The 18,056-nt window shown below is 45.3% G+C and carries 18 protein-coding genes; 13 read left to right on the forward strand and 5 right to left on the reverse strand.

From position 1 onward, the window contains the following. Nucleotides 1–80: 80 nt before the first annotated feature. On the forward strand, nucleotides 81–542 hold the full coding sequence (locus B5D35_RS14560) for a LysR substrate-binding domain-containing protein (RefSeq protein WP_269809336.1): 462 nt from the start codon (nucleotides 81–83) through the stop codon (nucleotides 540–542). Between the two features lie 39 nt (nucleotides 543–581). On the opposite strand, the gene B5D35_RS14565 is transcribed toward B5D35_RS14560, so the two are convergent. Further along, nucleotides 582–2,672, reverse strand: a complete 2,091-nt coding sequence (locus B5D35_RS14565) for an ATP-binding protein (protein ID WP_078753282.1) — start codon at nucleotides 2,670–2,672, stop codon at nucleotides 582–584. After that, the gene (locus B5D35_RS14570) at nucleotides 2,669–3,874 is read right to left on the reverse strand and encodes an FIST signal transduction protein (RefSeq protein WP_078753283.1); all 1,206 of its coding nucleotides are present in this window, start codon (nucleotides 3,872–3,874) and stop codon (nucleotides 2,669–2,671) included. Before B5D35_RS14570 ends, B5D35_RS14565 begins: the two co-directional genes overlap by 4 nt. A 153-nt stretch (nucleotides 3,875–4,027) precedes the next feature. Between B5D35_RS14570 and B5D35_RS14575 the strand changes: the two genes are divergently transcribed. The 12 genes from B5D35_RS14575 to ttcA all read left to right on the forward strand — a co-directional run bounded on the left by B5D35_RS14575 (nucleotide 4,028) and on the right by ttcA (nucleotide 15,531). Continuing rightward, nucleotides 4,028–4,639: a hypothetical protein gene (locus tag B5D35_RS14575; RefSeq protein WP_078753284.1), complete on the forward strand. Its 612-nt coding sequence runs from the start codon at nucleotides 4,028–4,030 to the stop codon at nucleotides 4,637–4,639. Nucleotides 4,640–5,444: 805 nt separating this feature from the next. Further along, the gene (gene ccoN, locus B5D35_RS14580) at nucleotides 5,445–6,872 is read left to right on the forward strand and encodes a cytochrome-c oxidase, cbb3-type subunit I (protein WP_078753285.1); all 1,428 of its coding nucleotides are present in this window, start codon (nucleotides 5,445–5,447) and stop codon (nucleotides 6,870–6,872) included. A 12-nt stretch (nucleotides 6,873–6,884) separates the two neighbouring features. Continuing rightward, nucleotides 6,885–7,496 (forward strand): cytochrome-c oxidase, cbb3-type subunit II, encoded by a 612-nt coding sequence (ccoO, locus tag B5D35_RS14585; protein WP_078753286.1) that lies wholly within the window; start codon nucleotides 6,885–6,887, stop codon nucleotides 7,494–7,496. A 9-nt stretch (nucleotides 7,497–7,505) separates the two neighbouring features. Further along, nucleotides 7,506–7,679 carry a cbb3-type cytochrome oxidase subunit 3 gene (locus tag B5D35_RS14590; RefSeq protein WP_078753287.1) on the forward strand — a complete coding sequence of 58 codons (174 nt, stop codon included), beginning with the start codon at nucleotides 7,506–7,508 and terminating at the stop codon, nucleotides 7,677–7,679. Beyond that, nucleotides 7,676–8,650 (forward strand): cytochrome-c oxidase, cbb3-type subunit III, encoded by a 975-nt coding sequence (gene ccoP, locus B5D35_RS14595; protein ID WP_078753288.1) that lies wholly within the window; start codon nucleotides 7,676–7,678, stop codon nucleotides 8,648–8,650. Before B5D35_RS14590 ends, ccoP begins: the two co-directional genes overlap by 4 nt. A gap of 74 nt (nucleotides 8,651–8,724) precedes the next feature. After that, nucleotides 8,725–9,216, forward strand: coding sequence for a FixH family protein (locus B5D35_RS14600; protein ID WP_078753289.1), 492 nt, complete (start codon nucleotides 8,725–8,727; stop codon nucleotides 9,214–9,216). Continuing rightward, nucleotides 9,213–11,609 (forward strand): heavy metal translocating P-type ATPase, encoded by a 2,397-nt coding sequence (locus B5D35_RS14605; protein WP_078753290.1) that lies wholly within the window; start codon nucleotides 9,213–9,215, stop codon nucleotides 11,607–11,609. The genes B5D35_RS14600 and B5D35_RS14605 overlap by 4 nt, the downstream gene beginning before the upstream one ends. Beyond that, complete coding sequence (gene ccoS, locus B5D35_RS14610; protein ID WP_078753291.1) at nucleotides 11,609–11,794, forward strand: cbb3-type cytochrome oxidase assembly protein CcoS; 186 nt, start codon at nucleotides 11,609–11,611, stop codon at nucleotides 11,792–11,794. Before B5D35_RS14605 ends, ccoS begins: the two co-directional genes overlap by 1 nt. A 3-nt stretch (nucleotides 11,795–11,797) precedes the next feature. After that, nucleotides 11,798–12,472, forward strand: a complete 675-nt coding sequence (locus B5D35_RS14615; protein WP_078753292.1) for a sulfite exporter TauE/SafE family protein — start codon at nucleotides 11,798–11,800, stop codon at nucleotides 12,470–12,472. 63 nt (nucleotides 12,473–12,535) lie between these two features. Then, nucleotides 12,536–13,282 (forward strand): fumarate/nitrate reduction transcriptional regulator Fnr, encoded by a 747-nt coding sequence (locus tag B5D35_RS14620; protein WP_078753293.1) that lies wholly within the window; start codon nucleotides 12,536–12,538, stop codon nucleotides 13,280–13,282. 143 nt (nucleotides 13,283–13,425) lie between these two features. Further along, complete coding sequence (gene uspE / locus B5D35_RS14625) at nucleotides 13,426–14,376, forward strand: universal stress protein UspE (RefSeq protein WP_078753294.1); 951 nt, start codon at nucleotides 13,426–13,428, stop codon at nucleotides 14,374–14,376. 228 nt (nucleotides 14,377–14,604) lie between these two features. Further along, the gene (gene ttcA, locus B5D35_RS14630; protein WP_078753315.1) at nucleotides 14,605–15,531 is read left to right on the forward strand and encodes a tRNA 2-thiocytidine(32) synthetase TtcA; all 927 of its coding nucleotides are present in this window, start codon (nucleotides 14,605–14,607) and stop codon (nucleotides 15,529–15,531) included. Between the two features lie 66 nt (nucleotides 15,532–15,597). Here ttcA and B5D35_RS14635 read toward each other — a convergent pair whose 3' ends face one another. From B5D35_RS14635 to B5D35_RS14645, 3 genes are read right to left on the reverse strand one after another with little or no spacing between them, the layout of a single operon-like run. After that, nucleotides 15,598–16,242, reverse strand: coding sequence for a DUF2987 domain-containing protein (locus B5D35_RS14635; RefSeq protein ID WP_078753295.1), 645 nt, complete (start codon nucleotides 16,240–16,242; stop codon nucleotides 15,598–15,600). Continuing rightward, the gene (locus tag B5D35_RS14640) at nucleotides 16,239–17,015 is read right to left on the reverse strand and encodes a glucosaminidase domain-containing protein (RefSeq protein ID WP_078753296.1); all 777 of its coding nucleotides are present in this window, start codon (nucleotides 17,013–17,015) and stop codon (nucleotides 16,239–16,241) included. Before B5D35_RS14640 ends, B5D35_RS14635 begins: the two co-directional genes overlap by 4 nt. Continuing rightward, nucleotides 17,016–17,825, reverse strand: coding sequence for a DUF2189 domain-containing protein (locus tag B5D35_RS14645; RefSeq protein ID WP_078753297.1), 810 nt, complete (start codon nucleotides 17,823–17,825; stop codon nucleotides 17,016–17,018). Between the last annotated feature and the right edge of the window lie 231 nt (nucleotides 17,826–18,056).

Below are 18,056 nucleotides of genomic sequence, written 5' to 3' on the forward strand. Positions count from 1 at the left end.
ATGGGTGTAGCCGATCAGATCGTAGCTTCTAGATTTAGTTCCATCGATTTAAGCAACAAAGCCAGTTCAACCACTGCGATTTGGCCATCATGGGAAAGCCCCCCGCAGAGCTTGATCTCATTACGACGGTATTTATGGAAAACCCCTTGGTGGTAATAGCACCTATTGATCACCCATTTTGTGATAAACAAAAAATCCCATTAGAAGCCATCGCAAAAGAACCGATGGTTGTCAGAGAGCAAGGTTCAGGCACACGGTTTTCAATCGAAAAGTTCTTCCATAACCAAGGTCTGTCTCTCAACATTGCGGCAGAAATGACAGCAAGTGAGGCCATAAAACAGGCCGTCTCTGCTGGATTAAGTTTGGGGATTGTTTCTCGTCACACTATCGATTTAGAAATAGAATCCAAACGATTGTGTATTCTGGATGTGGAAAATTTCCCAATTTTACGTCATTGGTACTTGGTGCATAGAAAAGAGAAACGCCTGTCGCCTATTGCAGAGGCGTTCCAACATTTCGTATTAGAGAATAAGAAAGACTAAGCGTGGTACGCGGTAACAAAACCCCTGTAAGAGAGTAAATCAACCACTTACTTCTGGTCTTACCGCATTACGTTGCAAGGCTTGTTTTAGAACGACCGATCGAATGGGTTTCGTAATGAAATCATCCATTCCTGCCCCTAAGCACTTTTCTTTGTCTTCACTCATCGCATTGGCTGTAAGCGCGATAATCGGCAATTGATACCCGAGTTCTCGGAGTCTTTTCGTCGCTTGGATTCCGCATAGAACAGGCATGGACATGTCCATCAATACCATATCGAAATGTGATGAATTGTCTTCCAATTTATCAATGGCTTCTTGACCATTGTTTGCTACAACAACTCGATGTCCTGCTTTCTCAAGCATTAGCTTAACGACCATCTGATTCGCTTTGCTGTCTTCAGCCACAAGAATGTTTAGTGAATCCATGGTCTCTTCTTTGAGAGTCTCATTTTTCATTTGTTCAACCTGAGAAGGTTTAACCAAAGGGATATTTATATTAAACGTTGTTCCGACCCCTGGTTCACTCTCAAATTTGATATTTCCGTTCATCAAAGCGACAAGCTTTTTACAGATGGAAAGACCAAGTCCCGTTCCTCCGTATTTACGGGTAATGCTCCCGTCGGCCTGAATAAATGGTTGAAAAATAGCATTTTTACGGTCCGACGAAATCCCGATCCCCGTATCTTCTACAGATAGCATCAAGCGATTATTCTCGGAACGCATTTTCACACGAACCTTGCCATTATCGGTGAATTTGACTGCATTTCCGACCAAGTTCAGCAATATCTGTGCAAATCTATTTCCGTCTTGAAAGATGGTTTCAGGCACTGACGTGTCTATCGCAGACTCTAGTGAGATACCTTTAGTATCACAGTTGTCTTTCAGCTGACTAAACACAGTCGTGACACTGTCACGCGGGTTGATGTTTTCCGGATGAAGAGAAAAGCGTTCAGATTCAATTCGAGAAAGGTCGAGGACATCGTTGATGATGGTGAGCAACAGTTGAGCCGATTTGTCCATCTGCTTAACCCATATCATTTGATCGTCTTCAAGAGAAGACTGCTCAAGCGCGTCTAGCAATCCCATGACTGCATTCAGGGGAGTGCGAATTTCATGGCTCATCATCGCGAGGAATTGGGATTTTGCTGCGTTAGCTGATTCTGCTTGTCGACGAGCAAGTTGCAACTCCTGCAAACGCTGCTTCCGAGCCGTAATATCTTTTGCGGTCCCACGGAATCCGAGACATTGCCCACGGTTGTCATAGTAAGGACGACCAGAAAGGCTAATCCACTGCTGTTTGCCTTGCTGTGAAACCATCCACTCGACTTCCGAAAAAGGCTTTTCCATTCGGATCAAATCGAGCAACTTGTGTTTCACCTCAGGTTGCCGGTTTAGTTGCGCCATGATGGTTTGAGGCTCGGCGGTGTAAGACTCATTCGAAGGTGAAGACAGATAAGTAAACTGAAGATTATTGTTAATCTCCCAAAACCAATCCCCGGCTGTTTTCGCAAAGTCACGGAAGCGTTGACGACTGGCCGTGAGCTCTTGCGTTTTCACCGAAACTAAACACTGCAAACGCTCTCGATAGTCGATGTCGATAATGGTTCTTTCAATCAGAGGACGAAAACGCTCTATAACCTGCTGTGCTTTGGGATCAAATCCGCCGCGTTCAGAAGAGAAAAGTAAAAGAATTGATTCACTCGCATTCACTGCCATTCCCGTGATCAATGCTGAACGACAAAGCATGTAATCGCTATCAGAAAGCATCGAAAATTCGTTTACACGCTCTGGCGCATAGAGGATCACGGTTTGCCCATTAACACATCGGTGAAATGTATTCCCGTCCCACCAGGAAAAACGCTCAACATCGGGCGATGTTGACACCAAACATGAATATTTGTCTTCGGTGTCTTTATTACGTGTCAACACTAATGCGTTATCAAACGCTACGTAGCGCTCAATCACTTTAAGTAAGGTGTTAAAGACCTCTATTTTATTGCTGGCTCCAGACATAGCCGAAATAGCCGACAATATGGCGCGATTTTCCTCACGAAATTTCTGCTCGCGCTCTTCGACGCGGTTAAGCTCGAACAACGTTTCCTGAAGTTTCTCAGAGACTGCGCCAGTCATAGCTCATCCTTATGAAATAAAACGGCAGAGATCATTAAGTTACCGTGCGCAATTTCGCCGCCAAGAAATTGCCCCTGCTCACCAAATGTAAATGGACATATAAAGGGTGCCTCATGCATCGATAAGCTCATGTTAGCAGCAACATCATGCAGAGAATCTTTTACATGCAGCATGCAACCAGCACAATAAATCGCAATACCACCAATCGGGTCTCTTTTAAGACTGTCGTGTTCATTGGCGGAGTCAACAACACGTCCTGCCCGAGAAACTAGCATTTCTGTCGTCCCAGACATTAGATGCACCGTCTCACCTTCTTGCATGTTGCAGAACATTTCGATGCCATTTTCTTTTGAAACAACCGCAGGGTGAGACAAAGTATAGTACGGCATACTGTGAATTTCCCCAGTCTGCCTTCCTAAAGGAAAAAGCGTTGATTCAGCGAACAAAGCACTGTTATCAATATCAAGCCCAGTCTCTTCTTTGTACCAATTCGCATACACAATTGCGGCAGGTTGCCCATCTAACTCAAGAAGTGTCCTTCCATCAATGCGCGTTGCTACAGCACTCTTCCCAGTAGCAGCGTAGCCGCTATGGAATGCGTAACTGACACGGGCAGAAGGGAAAAACACGGCCATTGATATGCCATTATCTGTAAGGGTGTGCTTATCGAAAAGTGACCAGTAGCCAGCGATAGCGTTATCGGCAGCCGTGCCACCTATAATAGGAATATTGACACCTAGTTCACTTCGAATTGCATGCAACACAATCTCTTCATGTCCCGGTGTGGTGTGCAAAGTAATCAGCGCGGGTAACTCGCCCGGTCTGCCGCTGTTGTCTAGCGCGGACCGAAGTACCGTTTGTGCTTGAGACTGAATATTGGCTGACGGGTCTAGCTCAAGAGCGGCAGAACCATAAGCACCTTGAGGGTCTTTAATTGCCAAAACAGATAAGGTGTGACCACTAAGGTATCCCTTGTCTGTCATTGTTCCCTGACATGATGAACAACCGAGCACCTGCGCAGAAGGAAACGCTGAATTTAACGCCGACTGAAGCGTCTTCGCATCTTGCGTCTCTGTATAATACGCCAACACTAAATCTGGCGAAGTGAATGAGCGAAGGATCTCTTCTGCAATATCTTTCACTGCTGATTCAGCATTGACGTGTGAAGATGAAGATGAAGATGAAGATGTGGCTATTCTCATAGTGTCAGATTTTGGCTTTGTTCAAAGAAGTAATAATAACGCCCTACCTTCGGATAACTCCAGCCCTAGACACCATTCTTTACGTTTAATCACTGAAAACTCAAACAATAGACGATAGAATAGACGAATCTGAAAGGAATTCTGAAGCCCGCAATGGAAAGCAAGCTCTATATCGTTATAAATGCAAAACAGCTGTTCGGCCAATCACTCAGTAAACGATTAGCCCAACGCGGTAACACCGTCGTATTTTTGAGCAACGATGAACAGTTAGGGTATGCACTCGCAGCAGAAGAACCAAGAGTGAGATTCCGCTATTGCGAGTCATTAGGTACTACGGATATCGCGTCCGAGTTTCTCTGGTCAGAACGTTGTATTTCTACTGTTCATGGTGTTGTTATCATTGTTCCTATCGACGAACTCTCACTTTTGGCTGACGATTATCGCCAATCACTCTTGTCAGCATTCGGCTGCACCGAATCGTCTCAAGGACGTCCTCTCTGTGTAACCTATGTCGTACTCCCTAAGCAAGAAGACGATCATGGAGCATTGAAGTCATTGCATTTGGATCTTTGCAAACAATCACACAACGTGGAAAAGACCAACAGTAAGCTAAAACTCAATCACATCATTATGTCGGATTTCAAACACTGTGATTCAGAAAATAACGTTACTTTGGCTAACGACACCTCAGAGCTGATTCACTACCTTACCTCAACCACCGCAAAGTGTTTAAAAAGCCAAACATTTTATTTTGCAAATATTTAGCCATCCACGCCACGTAAAATGTGGTCTTCAGGCATTTTAGTTACAAATTTGGACATTTAAGCCTCTAAACAAGCATCAACGCCTGAATGTTAATGCAATACGCACAACTGTTAATTCATGGTTAAAAGTTAATTTCAATTTGATCTTGATCAATGACTAAAGTTAGCTTTGCGTTTAGTAGCATCTCGTCAGAATTATTCATCTCATAAATATATGTCATATTGTCGCCACTTACTTTCGAAGAAATAGCTTTGAGATCTATTTCTTTGCTGTCGTTTACCAAGGTAAGAGACGCGGGTTCCTGGTGACTATTTACCTCAATGACGCTTTTATTATCTCCATGTTTATTAAGAGATATAATGACACCTCCCCCGCCGACCGAGACGCTACACTACTGGCCTTTTAACTCGCAAATCAATGTATTGGATTGCGGTGAATAATCGAGTGTTCGCCAAACGAACGCGGTAATCAAAACCGATAAAACGATCAATATTTGCACAAGCCTTGCGGTTGTTAATTTTTCTGCAGCCATATAATTTATGCTATTCCCGTGTTACAGAGCTCAAAGTTTTAATATAAATGTTACCCAGGCGTAAACCAAGTGTGGGTATGACCCTGTATTTAACTGCATAAGTGCAGTATCATCTTTGCCGAAAATGCCACTTTTACAACAAAATAGCAATGGAATGCATTAAGTGGACATAATTCGAACACTATTCGCATTGCATTGCTTCTGGGTGGCATTGTGACCATTGAGTCACTTTGTATACGTGAGTGTAGTAATCAAAAAGTGGAAGCATGCAATATGAGCCAAGAAAAGCAGCTTGAACTGGAATACAACTACCGCGTTGTCCGTCAATTTACCCTCGTTACAATTTTGTGGGGCATTGTGGGCATGGGTGTTGGTGTTCTTATTGCCGCTCAGTTGGTATGGCCTGCGCTAAACTTCGACGTTCCGTATCTGACCTATAGCCGTTTACGACCACTGCATACTAACGCAGTAATCTTCGCATTCGGTACCAGTGCGCTGTTTGCAACATCCTATTATGTTGTACAACGTACCTGTCAGACACGCCTGTTCGGAGGCAAGCTAGCTGGATTTACCTTCTGGGGTTGGCAAGCAATTATCCTGTCTGCGGCGATCACTCTCCCTCTGGGTTACACCAGTGGTAAAGAGTACGCTGAGTTGGAGTGGCCAATCGATATCGCTATCGCCGTTGTGTGGGTAGCATATGCCGTCGTGTTCTTTGGAACCATGATTAAACGTAAAACATCCCATATTTACGTTGCAAACTGGTTCTTCGGTGCATTTATCTTAACCGTTGCTGTTTTGCACATCGTAAACAGTATGGCGATCCCTGTTGCTGGGCTGAAGTCATATTCAATTTACGCGGGTGCTATCGATGCAATGATCCAATGGTGGTATGGTCACAATGCTGTAGGCTTCCTTTTGACCGCAGGTTTCTTGGGGATGATGTATTACTTCGTGCCTAAGCAAGCGGGTCGTCCGGTTTACTCCTACCGCCTGTCCATCGTTCACTTTTGGGCTCTAGTTTCTCTTTATATCTGGGCAGGCCCACACCACCTTCACTACACTGCGCTTCCTGACTGGACTCAGTCTTTAGGCATGGTTATGTCAATCATTCTATTCGCCCCGTCTTGGGGGGGAATGATAAACGGCATCATGACCCTGTCTGGTGCATGGCACAAACTGCGCTATGACCCTATTCTTCGCTTCTTAATCGTGTCCCTGTCTTTCTACGGCATGTCGACATTTGAAGGCCCGATGATGGCGATTAAGACCGTTAACGCACTGTCGCACTACACTGACTGGACAATTGGCCACGTACACTCTGGTGCACTTGGTTGGGTAGCCATGGTCTCTATCGGTGCGGTATATCACCTGATTCCAAAACTGTTTGGTCAAGAACGTATGTACTCTCTGAGCCTCATCAATGTTCACTTCTGGCTAGCAACAGTCGGCACAGTTTTGTATATCGTGGCGATGTGGATTTCAGGTGTTATGCAAGGTCTGATGTGGCGTGCAGTTAACACTGACGGCACCCTCACCTACAGCTTTGTAGAATCATTGGAAGCGTCTTATCCGTTCTACTTAGTTCGCTTCATTGGTGGAGCTATCTTCCTGTCTGGCATGTTCTTGATGGCGTACAACACATACAAAACCATCTCTGCACCAAAAGCCAGCCTGAAAGCCATTGAGCAACCAGCATAAGGAGCCTGACGAATGAGTTCTAGCCGTCATGAATTAGTAGAAAAGAACGTTGGTCTTTTCGCCATTCTCACCATCATTGCCATCAGCTTGGGTGCGCTAGTAGAGATCACACCTCTGTTGTTCCAAAAACAAACGACTGAGCCTGTCGATAACTTGCGTCCTTACACTGCGCTGGAAATGGAAGGTCGTGACATATACATCCGTGAAGGATGCAACGTCTGTCACAGCCAAATGATTCGTCCATTCCGCGCAGAAACGGAACGCTACGGTCACTACTCAGTTGCGGGTGAAAGTGTTTGGGAACATCCATTTCTGTGGGGTTCTAAACGTACTGGCCCAGATTTGGCCCGTGTAGGCGGACGCTACTCTGATGAATGGCACCGCGTTCACTTGATTGATCCTCGTGCTGTGGTTCCTGAGTCGAACATGCCTGGCTTCCCATGGTTGTCAGAAAACGTATTGACTGGTGAACTTACACAAGAAAAGCTGACTGTTTTCAAAGATATGTTTGGAGTGCCTTACACCGACGAGCAAATTGCTAACGCGAAAGCGGACGTCGAAGGCAAAACAGAAATGGATGCAATCATTGCTTACCTTCAATCTCTCGGCCACGCGATGAAATAAGGGGTCATTATGGAAATCGCTTCATTCCATAGTATCTGGACACTCGTCATCTTTTTGGCATTTGTTGGGATAGTGCTCTGGGCGTATAGCAGTCGTCGTAAAAAGGAATTCGACGAAGCTGCGAACCTCATTTTTGCAGATGAGGAAAATAGCCCAAAAAAGACAGGAGAAGATAACAAATGACGACATTTTGGAGTCTATTTATCACTGTCATTACCCTCGGAACGATCGCAGGATGTGCGGCACTAATTATATGGTGTAGCAAAGATCTCGATGGTATTGCTGAAGGTGAAGATATGGGCCACGAATACGATGGTATTCGTGAGCTGAATAATCCACTGCCTAAGTGGTGGTCCTATATGTTTTGGGCCACGTTAGTTTTCGGGATCGTATATTTACTCGCGTTTCCAGGCTTGGGCAATTTTCAAGGGTTTCTTGGCTGGCAGAGTTCAGCGCAAGACGTTAAAAATATCGAGGAATCTCGTCAAAGACTTGCGAACATCGAAGGCTTGGATGAGTACGCCCACGAACTGGCAAAAGCAGACAAAGTTTTCGGTGAAACCTACCGCAAACTCGCATACAAACCAGGGTCAGATGAATTGCAGGACATCACTGAAATTGCTAAAAATCCAGAAGCAATCAAAGTAGGTCAACGCCTGTTCATCCAAAACTGTGCACAGTGTCATGGCTCTGATGCTCGTGGCCAAGCCGGCTTCCCTAACCTGACTGACCATGCTTGGTTGTACGGCGGAGAACCGCAAACGATCAAGGCAACCATTCAGCAAGGCCGTATCGGTAACATGCCTGCTTGGTTAGATGCTTTGGGACCAGACGGTGTTAAAGAAGTGGCCGCCTATACGCTGAGTCTCTCTGGCCGTAAGGTCGACGCACAAGAAGCCGCTAAAGGTAAAACGCGCTTTGTCGTCTGCGCGGCGTGCCATGGTACGGATGGTAAAGGTAACCCAGCGTTTGGTGCGCCAGATTTAACGGACAATGTTTGGCTATTTGGCGGTTCACGTAAAGCGGTTGAAGAAACGATTCGTTACGGTCGCCAAGGTGTCATGCCTGCATGGGAAAACATATTGGATGAAGACAAAATCCAATTGCTTTCAGCATATGTATGGGACGTCAGCAATGCTGACAATAAAAAATAAATACTAGTACTACCATTAAGCCCCTGCTTGCAGGGGCTTTTTACCCAAGATCAGTGTTAAAACAGGAAAGCGTTATGAACAAACCTTGGTATAAGCAGTTTTGGCCTTGGTTCCTGATTGCCCTTCCCGGCACGGTTGTCGTTGCCAGTCTCTTCACTTTCAGCTTATTCAGTAAAAATCAGGTTTCTCTTGTCGCCGAAGATTACTATAAAGAAGGGAAAGGTATTAATCAGGATCTCACTCGTTTGCGTAAAGCGGACGAGCTCAATATTTCTGCGTTTTTGTCCACCACGAAAGAAAACGCCATATTCGCATTAGAAAAAGGCGAACTGACGCAGTATCCAACGCTTCGTGTGACGTTTCAGCATCGCACTCTCGCAAACAAAGACATCGAAAAAATGGTAAATGCCGATGCATCTGGCAATTATCGAATCGCGCTCAACGAACCTCTTCAAGGACCGTGGTACATTGAACTTAATGCATTTGATGGAACCTGGGCGCTCAATGGGCGTGCCTCTTTCCCGTCATCTGATCCAATTAAGTTGTATGGTTCGAGCAAGGAATGACGAAAGACTGCTATCACTGCGGAGAGCCGGTTCTTACCGGCGACTCCTACCAAGTCGAAATTCTCGGCATTAGACAAACAATGTGCTGCCCAGGCTGCGAAGCTGTTGCAACGACCATAGTTGCAAGCGGACTTACCTCATATTACGCGTATCGCACTGCACCTGCTGACAAAGCCAGCCTCGTCCCCGACGAATTGCAATCCCTCAGCCTTTACGATAATGATGATGTTCAACAAGAGTTTGTGCGACATGAAAATGGCTTAGACGAAGTGATTCTTTCCGTCGATGGTGTTTCTTGTGCTGCCTGTGCATGGCTCATCGAAAAGAAACTCAGCACCCACGTCGGCGTATCACGTATTCAAGTCAATACCACGACAAATCGCGCCACACTGCGCTGGGATCCAACGAAAGCGAAGCTAAGTGATTTGCTGGGGAAAATACATGCTCTTGGTTATAAAGCAGCACCATTTGAAGCTGATAACCAGGAAGCGCAGTATCACCGGACGATGAAGCAGTATCTCTACCGTTTAGGGATTGCTGGGCTCGCAACCATGCAGGTTATGATGCTGGCAGTGGCGATGTATTTTGAAGTATTTGGCGATATGGATGAATCTTTCCGCAACTATTTCCGTTGGGTGAGCCTGATTTTTGCAACGCCAGTCCTCCTCTATTCTGCCATGCCTTTCTATATCAACGCATGGCGAAATTTGAAAGCGCGTACGCTCGGTATGGACGTGCCTGTCTCGATTGCATTATTGTTTGCTTATTTCGCAAGCTTGTACGCGACAGTAACCGAAAAAGGCGAAGTCTTTTTTGAGTCCATTGCTATGTTTACTTTCTTCCTGCTAATAGGAAGATTCCTCGAAATGAGAGCAAGACGAACAGCCGCCGCAGCCAGTGCAAACCTGTTGAAATTGGTGCCAAAGCTTGCTTTATTGCAATCAGGCGAACAAATCCCCGCTAAGTCATTAAAAGTCGGACATATTGTACGCGTTCTTCCCGGTGAACCTTATCCGGCAGACGGTATCGTTGTTACTGGCGTCACGACTGTTGATGAATCTATGCTCACCGGAGAGTCATTGCCTGAATCTAAACATGTCGGCGATACCGTATTCGCCGGCACAATCAACATTGACGGCAATGTCGATGTGGAAGTGAGCGCTGAAAAGAAAGATTCGCTGATCGCCCATATCGTGCAACTGCAAGATGAAGCACAACTTGCCAAACCACGCTTGGCTGAAATCGCAGATATTGTTGCGCGTTATTTTGTCGCATCTATATTGATCATCTCGGCCTGCACATGGTTGTATTGGCAGGGGCATCGTCCTGATGATGCTTTTTGGATCATGCTTTCTGTTTTGGTCGCAACGTGCCCCTGTGCCCTTTCGCTAGCAACACCAACCGCACTGACATGCTCTACATCCACGTTTGGTAAGCTCGGCATTCTTCTTCGTCGAGGCCATGTCTTTGAAACACTGACAAAAATTAATCGTGTTGTTATTGACAAAACGGGCACATTGACCGAAGGCAATATCACGATCGCTGATACCAAATTGTATGCTGCCATCACCGAAGATACGGCACTTTCTATCGCTTGCGCATTAGAAAGTTATGCCAACCACCCTATTGCGGATGCCTTTAAAAAATACTCTGCTATACATGGCGTTACGGCAGTTGAAAACGTCATAGGCGAAGGATTAAAAGGTCAGTTTAAAGAGCAAGAATGGCGAATCGGCAAGCCATCATTCGCTCTTGACAACGCTGAAGTAGCAATGAACAGTGCGCATCAAATATGGCTTTCATGTGGAGGCAAGCCTGTTGCTTCGTTTGAGTTAGTTGACCCTATTCGAACAAGCAGCAAAGCGTTGATCCAGCAGTTTCATGCGGCCGGTATCCGCGTCACGATGTTGACTGGTGACAATCCACAAACGGCATCGCGTGTTGCGAAAGCGCTTGGCATGGATGAATGGGTTGCTGATGTGTCGCCGCAAGGTAAATTGGCGTACCTCCAAGCGTTACCAACGGACCAAATTACCATGATGATTGGTGATGGGGTTAATGATGCACCGGTTTTAGCGGGCGCACATTTATCTGTCGCTATGGGGAGTGGAACCGATGTCGCTAAAGCTTCTGCTGATATGGTATTGCTGGGTGATGACCTCACAAAATTGTTGGATGCAAGAAAACTTGCAGCGTTCACGCAAAAAATCATTCGTCAGAATCTAGCCTGGGCTTTAGGATACAACCTAGTGATCCTCCCTCTCGCCGTTGCTGGCTTTGTTGCGCCTTATGTTGCCGTCGCTGGTATGTCGGGCAGTTCGGTCATTGTCGTCACCAACTCTCTTCGTCTGTTTAAGAAAGATTTATTGGAACTTCTCAAGGATGCGTCGTAATGGAAAGCTTGTACATTCTTATACCAATTGCGATCTTGCTTGTATGTATCGCTGTCGGCGTTTTTATTTGGGCCGTCAAATCTGAACAGTTTGAAGATCTTGAACGACAAGGCATGAACATATTGTTAGACGATGACGAAAAAACCCCATCCAACAAGCAATCTTCAGAGCAACAGGAAAAATAGTTCATGCCAGTATCCGACTTCATTGCCGCCTTCACGATCGGCTTACTCGGTGCTGGTCACTGTCTCGGAATGTGCGGTGGTGTTGCAGCAGCCGTTTCATTTGGCACACCGCAAAACACGAGCAAACTACCCTATCTTCTTTACTACAACTTTGGCCGGTTATTTTCTTATGGGATTATTGGCGCAATTGCTGGCGGGCTTGTATCGGGTATTGTTGATGTAACATCTTTCTCGCAAGGGTTATTATGGCTTCGTTTCGTTGCTGCAATCATGTTGATTTTACTTGCACTTTACATCGGACGATTTTGGAATGGCCTCTCTTATGTCGAAAAGCTCGGCCAACACATTTGGAAACACATTTCTCCGTTGGCATCGAAATTACTGCCACTGAGATACGCTATATCCGCACTGCCTTTTGGCATGGTTTGGGGGTGGCTACCTTGCGGGCTGGTCTATTCCGCGCTGAGTTGGGCTGCTGTCGCTGGAAATGCCACACATGGATTATTGATAATGATCGCATTTGGATTAGGAACTCTGCCAGCGATGCTTTTGGTTGGAAGTGCAGCTGAATCTATGAAGGGTTTACTTAATAATTTGATATTTCGACGTTTCTCATCCTTGATACTGCTAATGTACGGAATAATTACCGCTTACAAAGTGTACAATCAGTTTCACTAGCACTCGCTTTTGCAGTCAAAAATGGTAAAATCTTGACTCAAATCAATTTGGCTAAGCAGGCTCATGATTCAAGAAAAGATCATCACCAAACGCGTTCAATCCGGCGGATGCGCAATTCACTGCCAAGACTGTAGTATCAGTCAGCTTTGCATCCCATTTACGTTAAGCGAAAGTGAACTCAACCAGCTTGACCAAATCATTGAACGCAAAAAGCCAATTCAGAAAGGACAGCCGCTTTTTCAAGCAGGTGATCAACTGCGCTCTCTTTATGCTATTCGTTCTGGAACAATCAAGAGTTACACTATCACCGAGCAGGGTGACGAACAGATTACAGCGTTCCACTTGGCCGGTGATTTAGTTGGATTCGACGCAATTAACCACATGTCTCACCCTAGTTTCGCGCAAGCACTAGAGACATCGATGGTGTGTGAAATTCCTTTTGAAATTCTTGATGACCTTTCTGGCAAAATGCCCAAGCTTCGCCAACAAATCATGCGTCTAATGAGCAGTGAAATTAAAGGCGATCAGGAAATGATTCTTCTCCTTTCTAAAAAGAACGCAGAAGAACGCTTGGCAGCATTCCTTCACAGCCTATCCACGCGCTTCTCTCAGCGTGGTTTCTCAGCAAAAGAGTTCCGCTTAACCATGACACGTGGTGATATCGGTAACTATCTTGGCCTCACCGTTGAAACCATAAGCCGTCTTCTGGGTCGCTTCCAAAAAAGCAACATGCTGAGTGTGAAAGGCAAATACATCACGATACTTGACCATGATGAGCTCAGTCGCCTTGCTGGTATCACTCGCAGCTAATCAAGCGTCAAAAAACACGTTTTTTTGAAATGGCACTTTTGGTGCCATTTCTCTTTTTTAACTTATATTTATCTGAATTTATCGCAACATTGCTTGAGATTGCGTTACATTAAAGTATCGGCATCACACAGCTGGAGGTTGTTATGAACAGATATACCAACTTGCTTGTCGCTATCGATCCCGACCACGAAGAACAACACGCCCTTTCGCGCGCTCTGGACATTGCGACGAAATCGTCTGCGCCTGTAAAATTGACGCTTTTCCTCGCCATCTATGATTTTTCTTACGAAATGACATCCATGTTATCTGCTGAAGAGCGTCAGGCTATGAGAGCCGGCGTATTACGTCAGCGTGAAGAATGGGTGTCATCCCTTCTCGAACAACATGACACATCTGACGTGGCGATAGAAAACCACGTTGTATGGCATAACCGCCCCTACGAGAGCATGATTGCGCAGGTCTTTGATGGTGACCACGATCTATTAGTTAAGGCAACGCATAAACACGACAAACTGGGTTCGGTGATATTCACACCAACGGATTGGCATTTAGTTCGTAAATGCCCTTGCCCAGTATTACTTGTTAAAGAACACGGCTGGCCCGTCAACGGCAAGATTCTGACTGCTGTTAATGTCGCCTCCGAAAACGAAGCGCATATTCCACTCAATGACAAATTGATAGATGAAGCTAACGCGATGAGTAAATTGCTCTCCGCTGAAGTTAATCTGGTTAACGCCTATCCCGCAACACCTGTCAATGTCACGATTGAGCTCCCCGAGTTTGACCCAGCATCCTATACCGATGCCGTACGTGGTCATCACTTATTGCAAATGAAGGCACTTCGTCAAAAGCACAGTATTGATGAAGCGCAAACCTATTGTCAGGAAGGTCTTCCAGAAGATGTTATTCCGGCAGTAGCAAAAGAGCTTGATGCAGAACTTGTTATCTTAGGTACAACAGGACGAATTGGTCTTTCGGCGATCTTTATCGGAAACACCGCTGAACATACGATCGACCAATTAGATTGTGACGTATTAGCGATTAAACCTGACGGTTATGTAAGCCCGCTGGCACCCAATCCAATCCCGGAGTAACCCAATAAAGGAAAGGCATCAATTGATGCCTTTTTTCTTTTCTTGCTTAAACAAGCTGTTTTTCCACACATTCCCATAATTTTTCTCATCTTAACCGCATTGCTGCTCTGGCATCCTGCTGCGAAATCCGTATCATACGCGCCAAACCTGCGCATCGAGGAATGATGTGCTAGACGCCATTGAATGGCTCGATCGCGTAGAGAAACATCAGAGGCACTGAGTAATACCATGTCGAATCAAGATCTCACTAAAGCACAAAAGTACAATCAAAATAAGTTGCAAAAACGTATCCGTCGTAACGTTGGCCAAGCTATTGCTGACTTCAACATGATTGAAGATGGCGACCGCATCATGGTTTGTCTAAGCGGTGGTAAAGACAGCTACACCATGCTGGAAATTTTGCAAAGCCTGCAAAAGAGCGCTCCTGTCTCTTTCGAATTAATTGCCGTTAACCTTGACCAGAAGCAGCCTGGCTTCCCTGGTCATGTACTGCCTGAGTATCTTGAAAGCCTGGGTGTTGAATACAAAATTGTCGAAGAAGACACCTATTCAATCGTAAAAGACAAAGTGCCAGAAGGTAAAACCACGTGCTCATTATGTTCTCGTCTGCGTCGCGGTATTTTGTACCGTACTGCAAAAGAACTTGGCGCGACCAAAATTGCATTGGGTCACCACCGAGATGACATTTTGGAAACCTTATTCCTGAATATTTTCTACGGCGGAAAAATGAAAGGCATGCCACCTAAGCTGGTATCAGACAACGGTGAACACGTTGTTATCCGCCCACTGGCCTATTGTCGTGAAAAAGACATTGAACGTTATGCACAAGCTGCTGAGTTCCCGATCATTCCATGTAACTTGTGTGGTTCGCAGCCAAACCTACAGCGTCAGGTCATTAAGGAAATGCTACGTGATTGGGACAAGCGTTTCCCTGGTCGAATTGAAACTATGTTTACGGCAATGCAGAACGTTGTGCCTTCGCATCTTGCAGATTTTAACTTGTTTGACTTCAAAAGCATCGACAAACAATCAGGCGTGATTAACGGCGGTGATACTGCATTCGACAAAGAACAGTTCTCGGACGTCTCCCCATCAGAAGATGATGTAGTTGAATTCGACCCAACGTTGAAACTGGATGTTGTTCAAATAAGCTAATCAATTAGCATTAAAAAAGCCCGCATTTGAAGCGGGCTTTTTGTATGGGACAGGAAGCACTTAACGCTAACTCTGTGGGATCCAAGGCGTTACTTTGAGTGGCGTTTTTGTAAACGCGATTTTCTCACCTTGTTTGAGTTCATCCACACGAATTATCGCTACCTTACCATCAACGTTGATACTTCTACCTTCAGAAGTTGAAAGCGATGACACTGGCTCCGCAAAATGCACCATCACACCTTCCACTTCAGGCATGAACCAAGATGCAAACATGCCACCTAAGTCTTTCATCATTGCCGTCATTTGAGGAACAAGGTTTTGAATTTCTTCAGCGCTCATTTCCTCGTTGAATGATTCTTTCGCCAAAACCTGAAAAGAAACATCACAGACCGCATCGCCCATCGTTTCGATGAACACATCCGGATTAACTTGACGGAGATGGTTATCAATAGGAAGAGGAAGCTCTTGAGATGGCGGAATAACAAAAAATTCCGAATGTTGCTTTTTAATCATCCATGCTTTGGTAATTTCGCAAACTTTTCCCGTTTCTGGCGAAATCAGGAAATAACCAACCTTCACATCTGGGTGGTTTTCACCATAGTTGTGTTTCAGTTGGGAATATAGCTTGCTGTATCTTAATTCCACCTGTGCAGCAGTCGCTGGCACTGAAATTACAGCTGCTATAAGCGCAGCCGTAAGTCCTTTGATCATCCTTGGCTCCAATACTTCTGGTTGTGGCTTATCATGCCTTGAACTTCGTTCACATAAGCCTGACCACGCGAGGAGTAATTCAACAATCCATTCGCAAGTGCCGTACCTGAAATAGGTTCATGCTCTTTTCTAAGCTCAGCGCGAATATCACGCAACTGTGAATAGGCACGGTTACGGTTCACATTCAAAAAATAGGCGCGGATGGATTGAAGCGGGTCTTTATAAATGGCGACTTCGTGAAATTTACCTGAGCTACGTGCACTTGGCACCATGCCACAACCCTGAGTGTAACACCACTGACCAAAGTAGTTATTACCTTCGCGAGCGAATCGTGATGTACCCCACCCTGATTCAATCGCCGCTTGGCTTAACACTAGATCCATCGGTATAACATCGACACGTTTCAGTGCTTCTTTAAACCATGCTTGATCTACACCTGTTTCTGGTAACGGAAGGCTAAATAGCTCCGCTACTTTTGCAAGGAATTCATTGTCACTTTCCGAAAGGTTTTTCTCAGCAGACAATGTAATAAGTCTTGTGCGCGCGTTTTTAATCAGGCCATTAATATAGTTAACACCCGGTTTAAGAAAGTCCGCAAAAGCTTGTTTCTTTTCGTCCACAATTTTGTATGACGCGAAATCCGGCTTCTGCACCAGTTCTGGTGGTGGTGAAGCCGGTTGGAGTTGGTTAACATTGGTTACTGGAGTATGTGGTGCTTCGCTACACGCGGAAAGCAATAGAGCCGAAGCCAAAACAGCAAAGGAGAGCTTCATTTAAGCGTTAAAAACCTCTTTATTACCGTCTCCGGAAGACGAATCATCATCGCCTTCTTGTGACACGGTCACTTCGATACCAACACCGAACATCTCACGATATAGAACGCCTTTAACGTTGAACATAAAGGGCAACGCCCAAACGAGCGCTATACCTGCTGTGGCATATGAAAAGAGAAAAAGCACAGCGATGACGATGTAAACAAGGGTCAATGGTATCATTTTTTTTGTGATCGCTCTAAAAGAAACGATCATCGCCTCAACAGGGCGAAGTCTTTTCTCACAGATAAGAAGAATTGTCATCGAAAAGGCAATTCCCAGAAAAATGCCTAACAATGGCAAGATCTGATTACCAAAACTTTGTAACGCTGAAATGAAACTCATCGCGAGGATCACGGTCATCGCATAAGCCAAGCCTTTAACGATATGGCGCGGTTTGGTTCTAAATCCAATGGCATGGCTTAGTCCCATTAAGCTCGCTCCCGCATAGAGAGGTGCACTTAAAACCGTCGATGCGAACAAGGCAATTCGACTTGCGGCTAACATTTCAGGCGTCATCTGGCCTTTCCCGATAAACGCTGATATCACCTGCGCCGGTGAATCTACCATCAAGGAAAGCACCACCAGAAATATCGCCAGATTCGCCCCAGCTAAAACTATCGTGGCGGGAAGAAATCGCCAGAAGTGTTTTTGCGTCAGCTTAACGGCCTCTTGAACCACACTGGATGCGCTGAGATTGTATTGACCACTCAATGCATTTTCTAAGGAGCCACCAACATGTAGTGCGTTACTCAATTGTTGTTTATTCATAGCAAGTTAACTTTTGTCTTTAGCCTAAGAAAGTTCACCACTTATAAAGTTATAGGTGATTTTTTTAAGCGCGTCTCACGGTGATGCATTTTTAGCCAGACAGTATTGGCGCTATACTAACCGTCGCTTGCTTGCTGAATTATGCGAGCCGCTTCACAGCGCGGCGATTTGGTCGATGTTTCTCCATATCTCGCTAGCAATAGAATTTTTGGGCAAAGTTTTACTGTTAAA

The sequence above is a fragment of the Enterovibrio nigricans DSM 22720 genome, assembly GCF_900167155.1.
Taxonomy (GTDB): Bacteria; Pseudomonadota; Gammaproteobacteria; order Enterobacterales; family Vibrionaceae; genus Enterovibrio; species Enterovibrio nigricans.

What these genes read in the sequence shown, in the direction of transcription:
- B5D35_RS14565 (WP_078753282.1), bottom strand. Translation starts at nt 2,672, where the DNA reads ATGACTGGCGCAGTCTCTGAGAAACTTCAGGAAACGTTGTTCGAGCTT.
- B5D35_RS14570 (WP_078753283.1), bottom strand. Translation starts at nt 3,874, where the DNA reads ATGAGAATAGCCACATCTTCATCTTCATCTTCATCTTCACACGTCAAT.
- B5D35_RS14575 (WP_078753284.1), top strand. Translation starts at nt 4,028, where the DNA reads ATGGAAAGCAAGCTCTATATCGTTATAAATGCAAAACAGCTGTTCGGC.
- ccoN (WP_078753285.1), top strand. Translation starts at nt 5,445, where the DNA reads ATGAGCCAAGAAAAGCAGCTTGAACTGGAATACAACTACCGCGTTGTC.
- ccoO (WP_078753286.1), top strand. Translation starts at nt 6,885, where the DNA reads ATGAGTTCTAGCCGTCATGAATTAGTAGAAAAGAACGTTGGTCTTTTC.
- B5D35_RS14590 (WP_078753287.1), top strand. Translation starts at nt 7,506, where the DNA reads ATGGAAATCGCTTCATTCCATAGTATCTGGACACTCGTCATCTTTTTG.
- ccoP (WP_078753288.1), top strand. Translation starts at nt 7,676, where the DNA reads ATGACGACATTTTGGAGTCTATTTATCACTGTCATTACCCTCGGAACG.
- B5D35_RS14600 (WP_078753289.1), top strand. Translation starts at nt 8,725, where the DNA reads ATGAACAAACCTTGGTATAAGCAGTTTTGGCCTTGGTTCCTGATTGCC.
- B5D35_RS14605 (WP_078753290.1), top strand. Translation starts at nt 9,213, where the DNA reads ATGACGAAAGACTGCTATCACTGCGGAGAGCCGGTTCTTACCGGCGAC.
- ccoS (WP_078753291.1), top strand. Translation starts at nt 11,609, where the DNA reads ATGGAAAGCTTGTACATTCTTATACCAATTGCGATCTTGCTTGTATGT.
- B5D35_RS14615 (WP_078753292.1), top strand. Translation starts at nt 11,798, where the DNA reads ATGCCAGTATCCGACTTCATTGCCGCCTTCACGATCGGCTTACTCGGT.
- B5D35_RS14620 (WP_078753293.1), top strand. Translation starts at nt 12,536, where the DNA reads ATGATTCAAGAAAAGATCATCACCAAACGCGTTCAATCCGGCGGATGC.
- uspE (WP_078753294.1), top strand. Translation starts at nt 13,426, where the DNA reads ATGAACAGATATACCAACTTGCTTGTCGCTATCGATCCCGACCACGAA.
- ttcA (WP_078753315.1), top strand. Translation starts at nt 14,605, where the DNA reads ATGTCGAATCAAGATCTCACTAAAGCACAAAAGTACAATCAAAATAAG.
- B5D35_RS14635 (WP_078753295.1), bottom strand. Translation starts at nt 16,242, where the DNA reads ATGATCAAAGGACTTACGGCTGCGCTTATAGCAGCTGTAATTTCAGTG.
- B5D35_RS14640 (WP_078753296.1), bottom strand. Translation starts at nt 17,015, where the DNA reads ATGAAGCTCTCCTTTGCTGTTTTGGCTTCGGCTCTATTGCTTTCCGCG.
- B5D35_RS14645 (WP_078753297.1), bottom strand. Translation starts at nt 17,825, where the DNA reads ATGAATAAACAACAATTGAGTAACGCACTACATGTTGGTGGCTCCTTA.